The organism is Variovorax paradoxus NBRC 15149, from assembly GCF_001591365.1.
Classification (GTDB): domain Bacteria; phylum Pseudomonadota; class Gammaproteobacteria; order Burkholderiales; family Burkholderiaceae_C; genus Variovorax; species Variovorax paradoxus.
This window is the reverse complement of sequence record NZ_BCUT01000001.1, coordinates 1,103,855-1,118,956: the sequence shown is the minus strand read 5'-3', so window position 1 is coordinate 1,118,956 and position 15,102 is coordinate 1,103,855. Positions and strand designations below refer to the sequence as shown.

21 protein-coding genes and 1 tRNA gene are annotated in these 15,102 nt (G+C 64.7%); 16 read left to right on the top strand and 6 right to left on the bottom strand.

The genetic code is table 11. The features are described from left to right. Positions 1–4 precede the first annotated feature (4 nt). Positions 5–289, bottom strand: a complete 285-nt coding sequence (locus VPA02S_RS05295; RefSeq protein ID WP_018903157.1) for a hypothetical protein — start codon at positions 287–289, stop codon at positions 5–7. 34 nt (positions 290–323) lie between these two features. On the opposite strand from VPA02S_RS05295, the gene VPA02S_RS05290 reads away from it, so the two are divergent. Beyond that, positions 324–725: a hypothetical protein gene (locus VPA02S_RS05290; RefSeq protein WP_062362604.1), complete on the top strand. Its 402-nt coding sequence runs from the start codon at positions 324–326 to the stop codon at positions 723–725. Positions 726–754: 29 nt separating this feature from the next. On the opposite strand, the gene VPA02S_RS05285 is transcribed toward VPA02S_RS05290, so the two are convergent. The 4 genes from VPA02S_RS05285 to VPA02S_RS05270 form a co-directional block, all read right to left on the bottom strand. After that, positions 755–1,195, bottom strand: coding sequence for an acyl-CoA thioesterase (locus VPA02S_RS05285; protein ID WP_062362602.1), 441 nt, complete (start codon positions 1,193–1,195; stop codon positions 755–757). 276 nt (positions 1,196–1,471) lie between these two features. Next, a complete protein-coding gene (locus tag VPA02S_RS05280; protein ID WP_062362599.1) occupies positions 1,472–1,807 on the bottom strand; it encodes a HigA family addiction module antitoxin in 336 nt (111 codons plus the stop codon). Between the two features lie 41 nt (positions 1,808–1,848). Continuing rightward, entirely contained in the window at positions 1,849–2,118 is a 270-nt protein-coding gene (locus VPA02S_RS05275; RefSeq protein WP_062362597.1) for a type II toxin-antitoxin system RelE/ParE family toxin, read from the bottom strand. 252 nt (positions 2,119–2,370) lie between these two features. Continuing rightward, positions 2,371–2,446 (bottom strand) — tRNA-Lys (locus VPA02S_RS05270). A gap of 138 nt (positions 2,447–2,584) precedes the next feature. Here VPA02S_RS05270 and VPA02S_RS05265 point away from each other — a divergent pair. The 15 genes from VPA02S_RS05265 to VPA02S_RS05200 all read left to right on the top strand — a co-directional run bounded on the left by VPA02S_RS05265 (position 2,585) and on the right by VPA02S_RS05200 (position 14,381). Then, positions 2,585–3,292 (top strand): SDR family NAD(P)-dependent oxidoreductase, encoded by a 708-nt coding sequence (locus VPA02S_RS05265; RefSeq protein WP_012746658.1) that lies wholly within the window; start codon positions 2,585–2,587, stop codon positions 3,290–3,292. 258 nt (positions 3,293–3,550) lie between these two features. Then, positions 3,551–3,697: a hypothetical protein gene (locus VPA02S_RS31950; protein WP_012746659.1), complete on the top strand. Its 147-nt coding sequence runs from the start codon at positions 3,551–3,553 to the stop codon at positions 3,695–3,697. A 10-nt stretch (positions 3,698–3,707) separates the two neighbouring features. Next, the gene (locus VPA02S_RS05260; RefSeq protein WP_012746660.1) at positions 3,708–4,292 is read left to right on the top strand and encodes an A24 family peptidase; all 585 of its coding nucleotides are present in this window, start codon (positions 3,708–3,710) and stop codon (positions 4,290–4,292) included. Between the two features lie 42 nt (positions 4,293–4,334). Next, positions 4,335–5,177 carry a Flp pilus assembly protein CpaB gene (gene cpaB, locus VPA02S_RS05255; RefSeq protein ID WP_012746661.1) on the top strand — a complete coding sequence of 281 codons (843 nt, stop codon included), beginning with the start codon at positions 4,335–4,337 and terminating at the stop codon, positions 5,175–5,177. Between the two features lie 22 nt (positions 5,178–5,199). Further along, positions 5,200–6,714, top strand: a complete 1,515-nt coding sequence (locus VPA02S_RS05250) for a type II and III secretion system protein family protein (RefSeq protein ID WP_062362594.1) — start codon at positions 5,200–5,202, stop codon at positions 6,712–6,714. Positions 6,715–6,734: 20 nt separating this feature from the next. Continuing rightward, the gene (locus VPA02S_RS05245) at positions 6,735–7,031 is read left to right on the top strand and encodes a hypothetical protein (protein WP_062362591.1); all 297 of its coding nucleotides are present in this window, start codon (positions 6,735–6,737) and stop codon (positions 7,029–7,031) included. Positions 7,032–7,154: 123 nt separating this feature from the next. Further along, complete coding sequence (locus VPA02S_RS05240) at positions 7,155–7,370, top strand: Flp family type IVb pilin (RefSeq protein ID WP_062362588.1); 216 nt, start codon at positions 7,155–7,157, stop codon at positions 7,368–7,370. A gap of 113 nt (positions 7,371–7,483) precedes the next feature. Beyond that, positions 7,484–7,660 carry a Flp family type IVb pilin gene (locus VPA02S_RS05235; RefSeq protein WP_062362585.1) on the top strand — a complete coding sequence of 59 codons (177 nt, stop codon included), beginning with the start codon at positions 7,484–7,486 and terminating at the stop codon, positions 7,658–7,660. A gap of 46 nt (positions 7,661–7,706) precedes the next feature. Then, complete coding sequence (locus tag VPA02S_RS05230; RefSeq protein WP_062362583.1) at positions 7,707–8,936, top strand: pilus assembly protein TadG-related protein; 1,230 nt, start codon at positions 7,707–7,709, stop codon at positions 8,934–8,936. A 10-nt stretch (positions 8,937–8,946) separates the two neighbouring features. After that, positions 8,947–9,405, top strand: coding sequence for a TadE/TadG family type IV pilus assembly protein (locus VPA02S_RS05225; RefSeq protein WP_062362580.1), 459 nt, complete (start codon positions 8,947–8,949; stop codon positions 9,403–9,405). Beyond that, positions 9,402–9,851, top strand: a complete 450-nt coding sequence (locus VPA02S_RS05220; protein ID WP_062362577.1) for a TadE/TadG family type IV pilus assembly protein — start codon at positions 9,402–9,404, stop codon at positions 9,849–9,851. Before VPA02S_RS05225 ends, VPA02S_RS05220 begins: the two co-directional genes overlap by 4 nt. A 31-nt stretch (positions 9,852–9,882) precedes the next feature. Continuing rightward, a complete protein-coding gene (locus VPA02S_RS05215; protein ID WP_062362575.1) occupies positions 9,883–11,034 on the top strand; it encodes a CpaE/TadZ family protein in 1,152 nt (383 codons plus the stop codon). Positions 11,035–11,087: 53 nt separating this feature from the next. Then, positions 11,088–12,461 carry a TadA family conjugal transfer-associated ATPase gene (locus VPA02S_RS05210; RefSeq protein ID WP_062362574.1) on the top strand — a complete coding sequence of 458 codons (1,374 nt, stop codon included), beginning with the start codon at positions 11,088–11,090 and terminating at the stop codon, positions 12,459–12,461. A gap of 9 nt (positions 12,462–12,470) precedes the next feature. Beyond that, complete coding sequence (locus tag VPA02S_RS05205) at positions 12,471–13,463, top strand: type II secretion system F family protein (protein ID WP_062362570.1); 993 nt, start codon at positions 12,471–12,473, stop codon at positions 13,461–13,463. A 12-nt stretch (positions 13,464–13,475) separates the two neighbouring features. Continuing rightward, entirely contained in the window at positions 13,476–14,381 is a 906-nt protein-coding gene (locus VPA02S_RS05200) for a type II secretion system F family protein (protein ID WP_062362566.1), read from the top strand. A gap of 19 nt (positions 14,382–14,400) precedes the next feature. On the opposite strand, the gene VPA02S_RS05195 is transcribed toward VPA02S_RS05200, so the two are convergent. Continuing rightward, complete coding sequence (locus tag VPA02S_RS05195) at positions 14,401–15,090, bottom strand: response regulator (RefSeq protein ID WP_012746674.1); 690 nt, start codon at positions 15,088–15,090, stop codon at positions 14,401–14,403. Positions 15,091–15,102: the final 12 nt, after the last annotated feature.

Sequence of the window (15,102 nt, the reverse complement as noted above, 5' to 3'; positions counted from 1 at the left end):
CGCATCAGGGCGGCGGCTCTTTGGCGTTGGCCTGCCGCCAGGCCTCGCGCGCGGCTGCGATGAAGCGCTCTTCCGCCGCATCGGGCACTTCGGAGGGACGGTCTTCCTTGTCGAGCCAGCCCGGCTCCACCTCGCAGTGCTGTTCGATCTGCCGCGCCAGGTTGTCGCCGATGGGGAGGGGCTGGCAGGGTGCACTGGCGCTTCCGCTTGCGCCAACGGACCGGAGCCTTGAATATCCCGACCTCGACCAGCGCGTGCGCGAGGTCGGCGAGTGGTAGCAGTGCTGCAAGGCATCGATACGAACACGAAGGAGTGAGTGCCGCATGGACAACAAGCAAGCCATCATCGAAAGCCTCGCGCGGGCATTGGAAAGCTGGGTGCGCCATGCCAGCGCCGCCCAGCTCTGGCAGGTGCAGCAACATGGCGGCCTCGGGGCTTCCATCGCGGTGGAAGAAGACACCGTGCACGTCCGCATCGAACTTGGCGGCCCGCGCAACCCGCTGTCGGACCTGGGCCGCACCGATGGGCGCCTGCCCGTGACGGAGGCCTTTCTAGGCAACGGCGCCGCAGCATGGGGCGCGCCGCCCCCGCACGGAAACCCCGCGCGCGAGGCCTGGTTTCTGTCGAACGAACTGGCCCAGGAACATGCGCGGCAGTACCTGCTGGCGGAAGTGAGGGAAAGGCGGGATGTGCTGGTGCGGTTTGTCGAGGAATGTGCACCGTAGGCATGCCGCGGACTTGCGCGGCCTGCGCGTCAACCCAAGGTCGCGAAGTTGTCGCTGCGCAGCAAGCCCGTAACGCAGGCCGCGATGGCCGCGGTGGGCGGAACAATCTTGCGTTCACGCAGGTTGAACCAGGCACCGGTCATGCGGTATCTGGCTACGGGCAGGGACTTGCGTTGGAACGCAACGGTGTGCACGAAGCGTGAACCATCGGCGGTTTCGGCTGCGGCCAGCATCGACAGCGTCAGGATGTCGCCAAGGCGGACCTCCTTCAGGAAGCTGGTGGTCTCCTCCAGGGTGATGGGCGCCACACCTTCCTGGGCGAAGACTTGCGGATCCAGCCCCGCGCTCTCGAACCATTCGGAGCGGGCAAAGGTGGCCCAATCGGCGTAGGCGCTGTGGCGCAGGTGGCCGTAGGCGTCCACGTCCGCCCAGCGGATTTTCACGGTGACAGCATTCGTCGCATCGTTCATTTGATTACCTTCTGACTCGGGTGGATGGATGACCGGAGACAGAATAGGCGGCTGTTGGCACGTTCCAGGAAGGCGGCCAACCGGCAGCGCAGCGAACATGTCTGTGAGCGCGGACGGGCACCAGGCCGCGGCTACGAGTTCAAGCGGAAGGCGCTTCGGGCGATGGCCGTCGACTGAACAGCGGGCGGACGAAGAGGCTTTCGAGCGCCTTCGATTGGTGACTAATCGTAGGTGCTGCACGCTTGCGCGGTAGGTAGGCTAAGTTGAGAAACCGCCTCAGGCCGCGAAGGCAAAGCGGTCATCATCAGCAGCGCGTGGCTGCACCTCTTTGGCGATCGCCTTCGCTACCGCTTTCTGTGCAACCTTGAAATCGTAGGTCGCTTGCATGTTGATCCAACCCACCGCGTCGGCCTCTTCACCGCCAAAGTAGCGAGTCAGGCGCAGCGCAGTGTCTGGCGAAATGCCACGGCGTTCGAGCACGATGTCATTGATGCGGGACGCAGGCACGTGCAGCGCCTTTGCCAACGCGTTGGCAGTCATGCCAAGGGGCTTGAGGTAGTCCTCGCGGAGGACTTCGCCGGGATGAACCGGGCGCATTCCATTCTTAAACATCGGGTTGCCCTTTCAAGGTGCGGTTTCGGCAGACTGGCCGGTCAGTGCGGGTCATCAATCCTTACGTCGTACGGGCCCGCTTCGCCCCATTTGAAGATCAGCCGCCATTGCTGGTTGATCCTGACGTGCCAGGCACCGTCGTAGAACTTCAGGTCGTTGCCTGGTGGCATCTTCATGAAAACCACCGTCGGCGCAGCGTCCAACTGGGTCAGCTTGCGGGTCGCCACGTCCCGGATATTGGCGAAGCGAGCTTTCTTGCCCGTGGTGAAAAGTTCTTCGGTATCGGGGCAAGAGAAGGACTGAATCGCCATAGGCCATTTTATACCGTTTAACGGGAACCGGTAAGCTCTCGAAGGGTCATCGCCCGCGCCGCCAGCCTGTGGAAATGCGCCGTGATCTATTGGCGATCAACGTGCAGAGGGGCATCGGAATGGAGGGCTACAAAAGAAAAAACCTCCCAGCTTTTCAGCGGGAGGCTTCTCTGTTTTTCGGAACACGTTCTGCAATTGCGGAACAATGCTCCTGAAGAAATAGCGCGGAAACCGCGCAGTTCCTAGTGTTGGTGGTGGGCCCTGAGTGACTCGAACACTCGACCTACGGATTAAGAGTCCGCTGCTCTACCAACTGAGCTAAGAGCCCTTGCACAAAACGTTTTGCGTTTTTTGGCAAGACCGCAAGTATAGCGTAAAAATTCCGGGGCTCAACGATTTTGTGTGCGGCGGGGTTAGGATTCGTCATCATCGACGGGGCTGCGGTCCTTCCATCAGGAGATCTTCCATGACAGATACCACCACCATGTCCCATGTTGTGATCACCGGGGCCGCGGGCGCGCTGGGCCGTGCGGTGGTCCAGCATTTTCTCGAGCAGGGCGCGCGCCTGGCGCTGGTCGACCACCGGGCGGACCGCCTGGCCGAGGTCTTTCCGGGCCTGGACAATTCGCAGCACCTGCTGCTGGCGGGCGACGTGACCTCGGCGGCCGACATGACCGAGCTCGCGAGCCAGGCGCTCAAGGCCTTCGGCCGCATCGACGCGCTGGTCCACATTGCCGGCGGCTTCGAGATGGGCGAGGCCACGCATGCGCTCTCGCGGGCAAGCTGGGACCGCATGATGAACCTCAATGCCTGGTCCTTCGTGGCGGTGACGCAGGCGGTGCTGCCCTCGATGATCGAGCACGGTGCCGGCCGCATCGTGGCGGTGACGGCCAAGGTGGCGGCGCGCGGCCTGCCGGCCATGGCGGCGTACATCGCGTCGAAAAGCGCGCTGCAGCGCCTGGTCGAGGCCGCCGCCGCCGAGGCCGCCCCGCATGGCGTGGCCATCAACAGCGTGGCGCCCAGCGTGCTCGACACGCCGGCCAATCGGCAGGCCATGCCGGACGCCAATCCCGCCGACTGGGTGTCGACCGCCGTCGCGGCCCAGACCATCGGCTTTCTTGCGTCGCCCGCGGCCGCGGCGCTGCACGGCCAGCACCTGACGCTCGACACCTGAGCTGAAACAAGACGAACAAAAAGGGCCCTGGCGGCAACGCCAGGGCCCTTTTTTCGTTCCGCCGCCCGCCGCCCCCAGGCAGGCGGTTTGTCATGGGTGCGGGCCCGGGGGGCGGGGCGCTTGTCTCCCTGGAAAAGGGGCGCACTGCTCATGTGCGCAGGCGGCGCGATTTCTACAGTGACTCCACGGCAAGACGCTTCGGCCCGGCAAGGAAAACGAAGCGGTGCCAGTCGACAACACCATCACTGGGGAACACGCATGGAAACGCTCAACCTGCTGCCACGAAGCTTCATGACCCTGCTGCGCGAGGACGCGGGCATGTCGTTCATGGAGTTCGCGCTCATCGGCTCCCTGGTGGTGGTTGTGTGCCTTCTCCTGCTGCTGGCCGTGCGGCGCAGCGCCTGAGGTTCGCACCATGCAGGAATTCAACGCCGTCCTCGATCTGCTGGCCATGCTGGCCTCGGACTTCCGCATGGGCGGGCTCTTCGTGCTGCTGGTGATGGCCGCCGTGAGCGATGCGCGCTTCTACCGCATTCCCAACTGGCTGACCTTCGGCGGCATGGCCTTCGCGATCATCTACGGCGCCTTCGCGGCGCGCACGCCGATGACCGGCCTGCAGCACGCCCTGGGCGGCCTGGGCACCGGGTTCGCGATCATGCTGCCGTTCTACGTGCTGGGGATCATGGGTGCGGGCGACGTCAAGCTGATGGCAATGGTCGGCGCCTTCATCGGCCCCTACCAGACGCTGGAGGCCATTCTCTTCACCTGCATCGCGGGCGGCTTCGCGGCCGTGGCGGTGGCCATCCACCGGCGCCGGCTCGGCCACATGCTGGCCAACGTCAAGGATGCGGCGCAGGGCATCGTCGTCTCGGGCATTGCGGGCGTGCGACCGAACGGAACGATCGACACGCGGCAATCCATCGGAAAGCTGCCTTACGGCATCTGTATTTGCGTGGGGACGGTTGTACAGGTCCTGGCGCATCAGTTGGGCTTCGTCTAGCCCGTCCCTTCCTCCATCCATCCATCCACGGCGGAGATTCGCATGAAAAACATCAAGGCGCTCGGGCTGCTTCTGCTGGCCCTCCTGACCGGCCTGGCGGCCGCGGTCTACGCAGCGGGCTGGGTCTCCCGGCAGGGCGGAATCGCATCCAACAAGGTGGTGGTGGCCGCGGTCGACATCGAACTGGGCAGCCGGGTCAATCCGCAGATGCTGTCGCTGGTCGACTGGCCGAGCGGCTCGCTGCCGGCCGGCTCGTTCAAGGACGCCAAGTCGCTGGAGGACCGCGTGGTCAAGGTCGGCGTGCTGCGCGGCGAAGCCATCCTGGAAGGCAAGCTCGCGCCGGTCGGCACCCAGGGCGGGCTCTCGGCGGTCATTGCGAGCGGCAAGCGTGCCATGACCGTGCGGGTCAACGACGTGGTGGGCGTGGCGGGCTTCGCGCTGCCGGGCAACTACGTCGATGTGATGGTCAACGCGCAGCAGGACAAGAACCGCGGCGAAGAGGGCCGCCAGATCAGCAAGACTGTGCTCGAGAAGGTGCTGGTGCTGGCGGTGGCGCAGGAAGCCAACCGCGACGACACCAAGCCGAAGGTGGTCAGCGCCGTGACGCTGGAGCTTTCGCTCGAAGACTCCGAAAAGCTCGACCTGGCACGCAGCGTGGGAACCCTCTCGCTGGTGCTGCGCAACCAGATGGACAAGACCACGGTTGCCACCGCAGGCATCACCAAGGGCCAGCTGTTCGGCGAGAAGGACATCCTGCCGATCTCCACCACCGTGGCAGCGCGGCCGGCCCCCGCGCGCATGCCGCGCACCGCCCCCATGGCGCAGCGGCAATCCGAGTGCGTGGAAGTGATCCAGCACGCAGCCCGCACGCTCAACTGCTTCTGATCACCCCGCAGGAGGAACCCAAGTGCAACATCTCTCTTCTTCTTCTTATTCACCCGCCTGGCTGCTGGCGGCACTCATGGCGCTGGCGGCACCCGCGATGGCCGCGGACGCGGTCCCGGCGGCGGCTGCTGCCGTTGCCGCAACCCCGGCCGCAGCGCCGGCCGGGCCCGCCACCCGGCGCTGCACCGCGATCATCCCGGACGACCAGCCGACCTACGCCGTGCTCGGCAAGTCGGTGGTCATCCCGCTGAAGGCACGCGTTGCGCGCATCGTGGTCAGCGGCCAGCCGCCCAGCCGCGCGCCGGCCGCAGCACCCGCAGCCGCAGGGCAGCCGGCACCGGCCCCCGCCACGGCGGCGAACGCGGGCGACGGCATCGCTGATGTCGACGTCACGCTGCTGAGCCCGACCGACCTGTTCTTCCGCGGCCGCCAGGCGGGCTCGATGAACGTCGTGCTGCAAAGCGTCGACGGCACCTGCTACATCAAGGACGTGATCGTCACCATCGATCCGGGCGCGCTGCAGTCCAAGCTCGCCGAGCTGATGCCGGAAGAAAACCACATCCGCGTGCGCAGCGCCGAGAAATCGATCGTGCTCACCGGCGAGATCAGCGATGCGCTCAAGCTCGACGACGTGATGAGCCTGGCCATGGCCTACGGCGCCGACGGCAAGAAGGTGGTGAACCTGCTGCGCGTGACGGCGCCGCAGCAGGTGATGCTCGAAGTGAAGATCGCAGAGGTCAGCAAGACGCTGCTGGACCGGCTCGGTGCGCGCGTCGGCCTGAGCCGCACGGGTGGCGGCGGCCGCGACAGCTACTCGCTGATCTCCAGCTTCCTGAGCGGCGGCGGCGGCCTGCTCGAGGCGATCAGGATCGGGCGCACCTCGGTCGGCATCGACGGACAGAAGGACGACGGCCTGGTGCGCATCCTGGCAGAGCCCAACATCATGGCCATCAGCGGCCAGCAGGCAAGCTTCCTGTCGGGCGGAAAGATCTTCATCCCGGTGGCGCAGAGCGCCGCCGGCGGCGGGGGAACCAACATCACGCTGGAAGAGAAGGAGTTCGGCATCGGGGTCAAGTTCACCCCGACCGTGCTCAACGGCGGGCGCGTCAACCTCAAGATGGTCTCGGAGGTGTCGGACCTGTCGCAGACCGGCTCGCCCTTCACCACCGTGACCGGCGTGACCGCGGTGCTGCCTTCGCTCACGGTGCGCCGCGCCGACACCACCGTGCAGCTCAACGACGGCCAGAGCTTCGTCATCGCGGGGCTCATCAAGAGCAACGTCACCGAATCCATCAAGCGCTACCCCGGGTTGGGCGAAGTGCCGGTGATGGGGGCGCTGTTCCGCAGCACCGAGTTCCAGAACGACCAGACCGAACTGATGTTCGTGATCACGCCGCGCCTGGTGCGTCCGCTGGCCGAGTCGCCGCGCGTGCCGACCGACAACCACGTGGTTCCCAGCCGCGCCGAGGTCTACCTGAACGGCAGCCTCGAAAGCGCCACCCCGGCACCGGTTGCACCGGCCGCCCAACCCCAATGACACCCGCGAGGAGCACCACCATGTTCATCAAGTCGACCACTCTCGCGCTGACGCTGCTGCTGGCCACCGGCTGCTCCCACGTCACGCCCAACTACGACGCGCGCTTTGGCGATGCGGTGCGCGACGCGAAAAGGAAGATGACGATCAATCCCGATGCTGGGAAGGACGGGGACCCGGTCGTGGGCATGGACGGGCGTGCAGCGCGCGAGTCGATGGTGCAGTACCAGAAGTCCTACAAGGCGCCGCCGCCGGCAGTCAACGTCATCAACATCGGTGGCGGGATTGGTGGCGGAACTGGCGGTAGTGAGGGTCGTTAGGCGGCCCTCAACCGATTCTCGAATTCGAACAGAAAGGAGTTGCCTCACAAAGATAGCAGTCAATCAACCCAGAAACCAACGCAAGATTTTTTGTTTTCTTACTGCAATTTCAAAGGTGAAAAAATGAACCAACTTTTTGTCCGCGTCAGCAACTTCATGTCCTCGTTCGCCAAGAAAGAGGACGGCGCGCAAGTTATCGAGTACGCGCTCATCATCGCAGTTGTATCGATTGCCCTGGTCATCGCGCTGCAGGGTCTGACCACCGGAGGTTACTTCGCAACCTTCATTACACGCGTGGCTGCCTGCCTCTCGGGCAACATGGGCGTCTGCAATCCTTAAGTCCGGTAATCGCATTCGCATTTACTGGAACGACGGCGGTGGCGGGGCCGGCTTGCCCGTTGCCCGCCGCCCGTCGTCCATATAACGGTCCGGCACAAAGCGAGGTACTCATCATGTTCGAGTTTTTTCTATGGGATGAAAGCGGTGCCCAGGTGGTGGAGTACGCGCTGGTCGTTGCCGTGATCTCGATCCTGCTGATCGTCGTGTTGAGGCCATTGGTAACGGACACCGGCATTAGCGATCTTGTCGATCTTGTCCGCAACTGCCTCGGCGGCGCGGACTGCGGCTGAAGCGCGGGGCTTTTTCGAACCAAAACCACTGCACAGGAAGTCGATCATGAAAGTCCACACTTCCGGCCACCGCCAAAGCGGCGCGGTGATCATCACCGTCGCGCTGGTCCTGCTGTTCCTCCTCGGATTCATGGGCATTGCGCTGGACTTTGGCCGCCTCTTCATCGTGAAAACGGAGCTGCAGACCGCCCTGGACAGCTGTGCCCTGTCGGCCGCGCAGGAACTCGATGGCGCAAGCGATGCGTTAACGCGAGCCACCAGCGCAGGGAAGACCGCGGCCGATCTCAACAAAATCAACTTTCAAGGCGAGGCGACCGGCATCGCCCAGGCTGAGGTCGTGTTCAGCGACTCGCTGATCGGCACCTACAGCCATACCTTTACGCCCGTCGCGAATGCCCGGTATGTCAAGTGCCTGCACACGAGGTCGGGCATCGCGCCTTGGATCCTCCATGCTCTAAGCGCTTTCAGTGGAAACAGCACGTATGGGGCATCGCAGAGCGTGGCTGCTGTCGCCGTTGCCACTAGAGCGCCGTCGCAAACCAATTGCCTTGTTCCCGTTGGCGTCTGCCAAAGATCCGCCACGCCCGGCTGGGGGTTTGCGCGGGGGGAATGGATCCAAGGCGTGACCAATAGCAACGACGATGTGGAATCCGGTCAGTTCCGCTGGGTGGATTTTTCCGGCAGCGGCGGCGGGGCACGCGAGATCAAGGATCTCCTGACGAGCAGCGGGCAATGCGGTCTTCCCGGCTTAGAGACGAACGTTGGCAAGGCGGGCAAGACCAATGGCGCGGTCGAGGCATGGAATACCCGCTTCGGTATCTATAAGGGCAGCCTCAGCGCTGCAACTGCGGTTCCCGATCAGACCGGGTACGCCTGGTATGCCGACAGCGCTGCCGCCGTGAAGCCAGGCAGGTATGACGATCCCGGCCCGAACGGATTTGCCGCCAAGCGCAACGCATCCGCGCCTTACGAAGGGGACAACAAGAATCCCGACACCAAGAACCTCAACACTCAGGGAAATTTCAGTTCCACCGATTACACGAAGGGCGCCAATCGACGCGTGGTCACGACCGCCGTGGTCGACTGCCCGTCGATCACGCTCAAGGGCTTTGCCTGCATGCTGATGCTGCATCCGCTGGAGAAGAACGCGAGCGGAAAGAATTCGAAGATGTGGCTCGAGTTCATCGGCGATGCGGAGTCAGCTGGCAGTCCCTGTGCCACCGCGGGCCTGGCCGGCGGCACGAGCGGGCCCAAAGTACCTACGCTCGTGCAGTAGGAGAGATGTCATGAAGAAGAAGCAGAACGGGGTGGCGCTGATCGAATTTGCCCTGATCCTTCCATTGCTGCTCATCCTGACGTTCATCACGACGGAATTCGGGCGAGCGCTGTACCAGTACAACACCATCGCGAAATCGCTGCGAGATGCCTCTCGTTATCTGTCCACACAAGATCCGTCGATCGTAACCACGGATCCCGCCAAGGTTACGGCCGCCAAGAACCTGGTGGTCTTTGGCAACCCGGCCGGCGGCGTCTCGCCTCTGGTCCTGGACCTCAAAATTTCTCACGTTCCCGATCCGACCTGGCAGTTCAAGGGCAGCGCCCCGGCCATCAATACCGTGACCATCAAGGTCACGGGATACAAGTTCCGCCCGCTCATCACCGGGGTTTTCGGGCTCACCTTCGGCGATGCGAACGGAGAGATCCCGTTCGGGGACATCAGCGCCACCATGCGAGGTCAATCATGAATCGAACAAGGCAGACCGGTGCGACCACGGTGGAGTTTGCGTTGGTCCTGATGCTCTTCCTGACCTTCCTGCTGGGCATCATGGATTTCGCGCGCATGTTGTGGACGTGGAATGCAGCTGCCGAAGCGACGCGCTGGGGCGCTCGCGCAGCGGTCGTGTGCGATCGAGGCGCCCCCATCGTGCTTTCCAACATGCAGAAGTTCCTGCCTCAATTGACGGCGGCCAACGTCAGCATCGACTGGTACGACGCGGCAGGCAACGTCAGCACGACGTGCACTGCCGCCAATTGCAGCGGCGTGAATGTCCGCATCCTCGATCTCGACTATCAGTGGATCTCGCCTATCGGGTTCGGAACGCATGCGCCGATCCCGATGCCGAGTTTTTCCACCTACCTGCCGCGCGAAATCATGGGACAGGACCCGAACAGCAGCGCCGTCTGCTCCTGACCGCACTTAACTAACCCTGAGTCACATCACCATGAAAATCTCCATCATCTCCCCCAATCCCGCCCACCTGCAGGACATGCGCAAGGTGCTGGAGGCCCGCTCCCACACGGTCTCCGTGTTCGAAGGAGGCAAGAGCCGCATGCAGTGGGTGGTCGAGCAATCGGCGCCCGAGCTGCTGCTGGTGGACGGCATGTGCTGCGACCCCCACGAGGTGGCCATGGTGGAGCAGCTCACGCTGCGCCATCCCGCGCTTGCGGTGGTGCTGCTGTGCGCGATGCAGACGCCCGAGTTCCTGATTCTTGCGATGCGTTCCGGCGTGCGCGAAGTGCTGCCTTCGCCGCCCGAGCCGGCAGCGCTGGAAGCGGCCGTGGAGCGCATTGCGCTCAAGATGGCCGGCACCCAGGCGCGCGAGGCGGGCCAGGTGGTCGCGTTCATGCCGTCCAAGGGCGGCAGCGGCGCCACCTTTCTTGCGACCAACATCGGGCACCAGCTTTCGATGCGCCGATCGGTGCTGCTGATCGACCTGAACCTGCAGTTCGGCGATGCGCTGTCTTACGTGAGCGACCTGCGGCCCACCTCCACGCTGGCCGACGTGGCGCGCGACATCGGCCGGCTCGATGCCTCGCTGCTGGCCGCAAGCACGGTAAAAGTGGCGCCGGGCTTCAGCATCCTTGCAGCCCCCGAAGATCTATCGCGCGCATTGGAGGTCAAGGCCGAGCACATCGATGCCATCCTGCAGGTGGCCGCGGCGCAGTATGACTTCGTGCTGTTCGACCTGGGCCTGCGCATCGATCCGCTCGCCATCCGCGTGCTGGACCGTGCGGACCGGATCTTTCCGGTGCTCCAGCCCAGCCTGCCGCACATCCGCAATGTGACGCGCCTCATGCAGGTGTTCAAGTCGCTCGGCTATGCGGCCGGCAAGGTCGAGCTGCTGGTCAACCGCAGCGCCGGCGGCACGGAGATCGGCCTGGCCGACATGCGCCGTTCGCTGGGCGGGGCCACGCTGGTCAGCGTGCCCGACGGCGGCAAGGACGTGGACGCCTCGATCAACCGTGGCGTGCCGCTGGCCGAGATGTCGCGTGGGAGCGCCCTCTGCAAGCGGCTCGTGGAAATCGCCCACACGCTCAGTCCGCGCCAGAAGGAAGCGCCAGGCTTGATCGGCCGGCTCTTCCGCCGGGCCTGACACCCCACTGCAACCCGACGCATCTTCTTCCTCCAACAGCAAGGCAGGTCCCCATGTCATTCAGAGAACAGCTCAATGCGATCGAAGCCGCACCGGTCGCGCGTGCGCCGGCACCGCCCCTGGCCGATGGGGTGCTGTCGTCCTTCGCCTCGGACTCCTACAAGCTCCTGAAGGAGCGAATGCACTTGAGACTGCTGGACAGGTTCGACCTGGCGGTGCTCGAAACCCTGAAGCCCGAGGTGCTGCGCCAGGAAATCTCCACCATGGTCACCCGGCTGCTGCAGGAGGAGCCCGAGGCGCTGAACGACATCGAGCGGCGCACGCTGATCCGCGACATCCAGCACGAGATGCTCGGCTTCGGCCCGATCGAGCTGCTGATGGCCGACCCCACGGTGTCGGACATCCTGGTCAACTCGCACGACCAGGTCTACGTGGAGCGCAGGGGCCGGCTGGAGCTCACGGACGTGAGCTTCACCGACGAGAAGCACCTGCTGCGCATCATCGACAAGATCGTCTCGCTGGTGGGGCGGCGCATCGATGAATCGAGCCCCATGGTCGATGCCCGGCTGCCGGACGGGTCGCGCGTCAATGCGGTGGTCGCGCCGGTGGCGCTGGACGGCCCGATGATGTCGATCCGCCGCTTCGCGAAGATCCCGCTGAAGATGGAGAACCTGGTGAACGACCTGAAGACGCTCACGCCGCAGATGGGGCTGATGCTCGAAGGGCTGGCCAGCGCGAAGATCAACATGCTGATCTCCGGCGGCACCGGCGCCGGCAAGACGACGCTGCTGAACATTCTCTCGGGCTTCATTCCCGCCACAGAACGCATCATCACCATCGAGGACGCGGCGGAGCTCCAGCTGCAGCAGCCGCACGTCGCCCGCATGGAAACCCGGCCGATGAACATCGAAGGCAAGGGCGAGATCACGCAGCGCGCGCTGGTGCGGAACGCGCTGCGCATGCGGCCCGACCGCATCGTGATTGGCGAGGTGCGCGGGGCCGAGGCGGTCGACATGCTCCAGGCCATGAACACCGGCCATGAAGGCTCGCTGACCACCATCCACGCCAACAGCCCGCGCGACGCGCTGGCACGGCTGGAGAACATGATCAGCATGGCCAACCTGAACCTGCCGCACCACTCGGTGCGCCAGCAGATCGCGTCGGCCATCACGGTCGTGATCCAGGTGCTGCGCATGGTCGACGGGCGGCGCAAGGTCACCAGCATCCAGGAGATCACCGGCATGGAAGGCGAGGTGGTCACGATGCAGGAGATCTTCGCATTCCGCCAGACCGGCATGGGCCCCGACGGCCGCGTGCGCGGCTACTTCCATGCCACGGGCGTGCGGCCGAAATTCGTCGAGCGCCTGCACTCCTTCGGCGTGGTGCTGCCCGACGCCATGTTCGATCCCGACAAGCACTACGAATAGGAGGCCCCCATGTTCCAGAACCTGGTTGGAGACACGCTCATCACGCTGTCGGTGCTGGTCTTCGTGACGGTGCTGATGGTGATCGAGGGGCTGTACATGCTGTGGCGCTCCTACAGGGGCCCTGGCGTGCAGAAGATCGGCAAACGGCTGCAGGCGCTGTCGGCGGCCACCGACCGCATCGCGCAGGCGCGGCTCGTGAAGGACCGCGTGCTCAGCGAGGCGCCATGGATGCAGCGCGTTCTCTTGAAGCTTCCGCGGGCCCACCGGCTGGACCGCTTCATTCTCCAGGCCGGGCTGGAGTGGACCGTGTCCCATGTGCTGCTGGCCTGTGCGCTGTCCGGCATGCTTGCTTTCTTTGCGATGGCATCGCTCGCGAACCAGCCCGCATGGATTGCCCTGCTGGTGGGCGCCGCCGGCGCGGCGGTGCCGCTGCTTTACCTGGATTACCAGCGCAGGCGCCGCCTGGCGCATCTCGAAAGGCAACTGCCGGACGCGCTGGACCTGGTGACGCGCGCCCTGCGCGCGGGCCATTCGTTCGCGAGCAGCGTGCAGATGATCGGCGAGGAAATGTCCGAGCCCATCGCGGGCGAGTTCCGCATGGTGGCCGACGAGGTCGGTTTCGGCGTCTCGCTGCAGCAGGCGCTCACGAATATGAGCGAGCGCGTGCCGCTCACCGACATGCGCTACTTCGTGGTGTCGGTGCTGATCCAGCGCGACTCCGGCGGCAACCTGACCGAGGTGCTGGGCAACCTGAGCCGACTCATCCGCGACCGCCTCAAGCTGCTGGCGCGGGTGCGGGTGCTGTCGGCGGAAGGGCGGCTGTCGGCCTGGATCCTCGGGCTGATGCCTTTTGCACTGGCGGCGCTGATGAACGCATTCAACCCGCAATTTATGTCGCCGTTGTGGACCGACCCGATCGGCATCACCGTCGTCAAGTACATGCTCGGCCTGATGGTGGTCGGCGTGCTGATCCTGCGCAAGATCGTGAAGATCCGTGTCTGAAGGAGAAATGCCATGCTGTTCCCCATTCTCGTTTTCGTGGCCGTCTCTCTCGCCATCGGCGGATTCGCGGTCTGGATGCTGCCCTCGCGCACCGCGCAGCGCTTGAGGGCGGTGGCGCCTGCGAGCAAATCGGCCTGGACCGAGACCGCTGTCAAGATCGTCGGGCCCTTCGCCCAGCTGTCTTCGCCCACCGGCGAAGGCGAGACCTCGCCGCTGCGCTTGAAATTCCTGAGCGCAGGCATCCGCCACCCGGACGCGAGCCTCTTCTATTTCGGCTTGAAGACGCTGCTGCCGCTCGGTCTCGCCGGCCTGGCTTTTGTGGCGATGCGCGCGGCAGGGGCGGACAATGGGCTCACCACCCTGTTGTGGCTGGCAATGGCTGCGCTGCTCGGCTGCTATCTGCCCAACATCGTGCTGCGCACGATGATCAGGAGCCGCCAGCGCGAGATCTTCGAGAACTTTCCCGATGCGGCCGACCTGATGCTGGTCTGCGTCGAGGCGGGCCTCGGGCTCGATGCCGCGCTGGTCAAGGTCACCGAGGAGATCCGCGTCAAGAGCGAGGCCCTGGCGCAAGAGCTGCACTGGACCAACCTCGAGATGCGCGCCGGCGGCACGCGCGAGAAGTCGCTGCGCAATCTTGCGCTTCGCACCGGCGTGGAGGAAATCGGAACCTTTGCCACCATGCTGACCCAGGCCGACCGCTTCGGCACCAGCATCGGCGAGTCGCTGCGCGTGTTCTCGGAAGACCTGCGCCACAAGCGCCAGGTTCGCGCGGAAGAGCTGGCCGCCAAGGTGCCGACCAAGATGCTGCTGCCATTGGTTCTGTGCATCTTTCCATGCATCTCGATGGTCATCCTTACGCCGGCGATCATCCGCATGGTCCGCATCATCGCGCCGATGCTCGTCGGCGGGCATTGAGCCCGGCGCCCGCGCCCCCTCAATGGGGCGCGGCGTCGAGCTGGTGCTTGATGGCGTAGATGTAGAGCTCGAGCCGATTGGCCACGTCGAGCTTCTGGTAGATCGACGTGAGGTGATTGCGGAAGGTGTGCTCGGTCACGAACAGCCGCGAGGCGAGCGTCTTGTTCGCGGCGCCGCTGCCTTCCACCACCGCGCGGATGATCTGCCGCTCCTTCTGCGTGAGGCTCGCGATCCGGGCCGCTTCGGGGTCCGCCTTCACCGGCTTCTTCGGCGCGGTCAGCTCGGAAAATACGCGGCCCATGGCCTGCGCGTCGATGCACAGCTCGCCGTTGTGCACGCGTGCGATCGCATCGATCACCTCTTCGGCCGAAGCATCCTTGCACAGCACACCCCTGGCGCCGCGCAGCACCGCAAGGTCCAGCGTCTGCTGCTTGCGCTCGGCCGTGAGGATGAGCGCGCGCGAGACGTCGTTCGACAGCAGCTTGGGAAGGATGTCGAGGGAGCATCGGCCCCCCAGGTCCAGGTCGAGCAGGATCACGTCGGGCACCAGGTGCTCGGTCCGCTCCAGCGCCTGCTCGAAGCAGTTGGCCGTGGCAACGACCTTCATGCGCGGCTGCTCGCCGTCGATCAGCTTCGACAGGCCCCACAGCATGGTCTGGTGGTCGTCCACGAGCATGACGCCGATGGGGGGTGTTGTTGTGGCTTGCATCTTGACACCTTC

Excerpts from the sequence above, each read along its gene's own strand:
- VPA02S_RS05290 (WP_062362604.1), top strand. The coding sequence starts at position 324 with ATGGACAACAAGCAAGCCATCATCGAAAGCCTCGCGCGGGCATTGGAA.
- VPA02S_RS05285 (WP_062362602.1), bottom strand. The coding sequence starts at position 1,195 with ATGAACGATGCGACGAATGCTGTCACCGTGAAAATCCGCTGGGCGGAC.
- VPA02S_RS05280 (WP_062362599.1), bottom strand. The coding sequence starts at position 1,807 with ATGTTTAAGAATGGAATGCGCCCGGTTCATCCCGGCGAAGTCCTCCGC.
- VPA02S_RS05275 (WP_062362597.1), bottom strand. The coding sequence starts at position 2,118 with ATGGCGATTCAGTCCTTCTCTTGCCCCGATACCGAAGAACTTTTCACC.
- VPA02S_RS05265 (WP_012746658.1), top strand. The coding sequence starts at position 2,585 with ATGACAGATACCACCACCATGTCCCATGTTGTGATCACCGGGGCCGCG.
- VPA02S_RS31950 (WP_012746659.1), top strand. The coding sequence starts at position 3,551 with ATGGAAACGCTCAACCTGCTGCCACGAAGCTTCATGACCCTGCTGCGC.
- VPA02S_RS05260 (WP_012746660.1), top strand. The coding sequence starts at position 3,708 with ATGCAGGAATTCAACGCCGTCCTCGATCTGCTGGCCATGCTGGCCTCG.
- cpaB (WP_012746661.1), top strand. The coding sequence starts at position 4,335 with ATGAAAAACATCAAGGCGCTCGGGCTGCTTCTGCTGGCCCTCCTGACC.
- VPA02S_RS05245 (WP_062362591.1), top strand. The coding sequence starts at position 6,735 with ATGTTCATCAAGTCGACCACTCTCGCGCTGACGCTGCTGCTGGCCACC.
- VPA02S_RS05240 (WP_062362588.1), top strand. The coding sequence starts at position 7,155 with ATGAACCAACTTTTTGTCCGCGTCAGCAACTTCATGTCCTCGTTCGCC.
- VPA02S_RS05235 (WP_062362585.1), top strand. The coding sequence starts at position 7,484 with ATGTTCGAGTTTTTTCTATGGGATGAAAGCGGTGCCCAGGTGGTGGAG.
- VPA02S_RS05230 (WP_062362583.1), top strand. The coding sequence starts at position 7,707 with ATGAAAGTCCACACTTCCGGCCACCGCCAAAGCGGCGCGGTGATCATC.
- VPA02S_RS05225 (WP_062362580.1), top strand. The coding sequence starts at position 8,947 with ATGAAGAAGAAGCAGAACGGGGTGGCGCTGATCGAATTTGCCCTGATC.
- VPA02S_RS05220 (WP_062362577.1), top strand. The coding sequence starts at position 9,402 with ATGAATCGAACAAGGCAGACCGGTGCGACCACGGTGGAGTTTGCGTTG.
- VPA02S_RS05215 (WP_062362575.1), top strand. The coding sequence starts at position 9,883 with ATGAAAATCTCCATCATCTCCCCCAATCCCGCCCACCTGCAGGACATG.
- VPA02S_RS05210 (WP_062362574.1), top strand. The coding sequence starts at position 11,088 with ATGTCATTCAGAGAACAGCTCAATGCGATCGAAGCCGCACCGGTCGCG.
- VPA02S_RS05205 (WP_062362570.1), top strand. The coding sequence starts at position 12,471 with ATGTTCCAGAACCTGGTTGGAGACACGCTCATCACGCTGTCGGTGCTG.
- VPA02S_RS05200 (WP_062362566.1), top strand. The coding sequence starts at position 13,476 with ATGCTGTTCCCCATTCTCGTTTTCGTGGCCGTCTCTCTCGCCATCGGC.
- VPA02S_RS05195 (WP_012746674.1), bottom strand. The coding sequence starts at position 15,090 with ATGCAAGCCACAACAACACCCCCCATCGGCGTCATGCTCGTGGACGAC.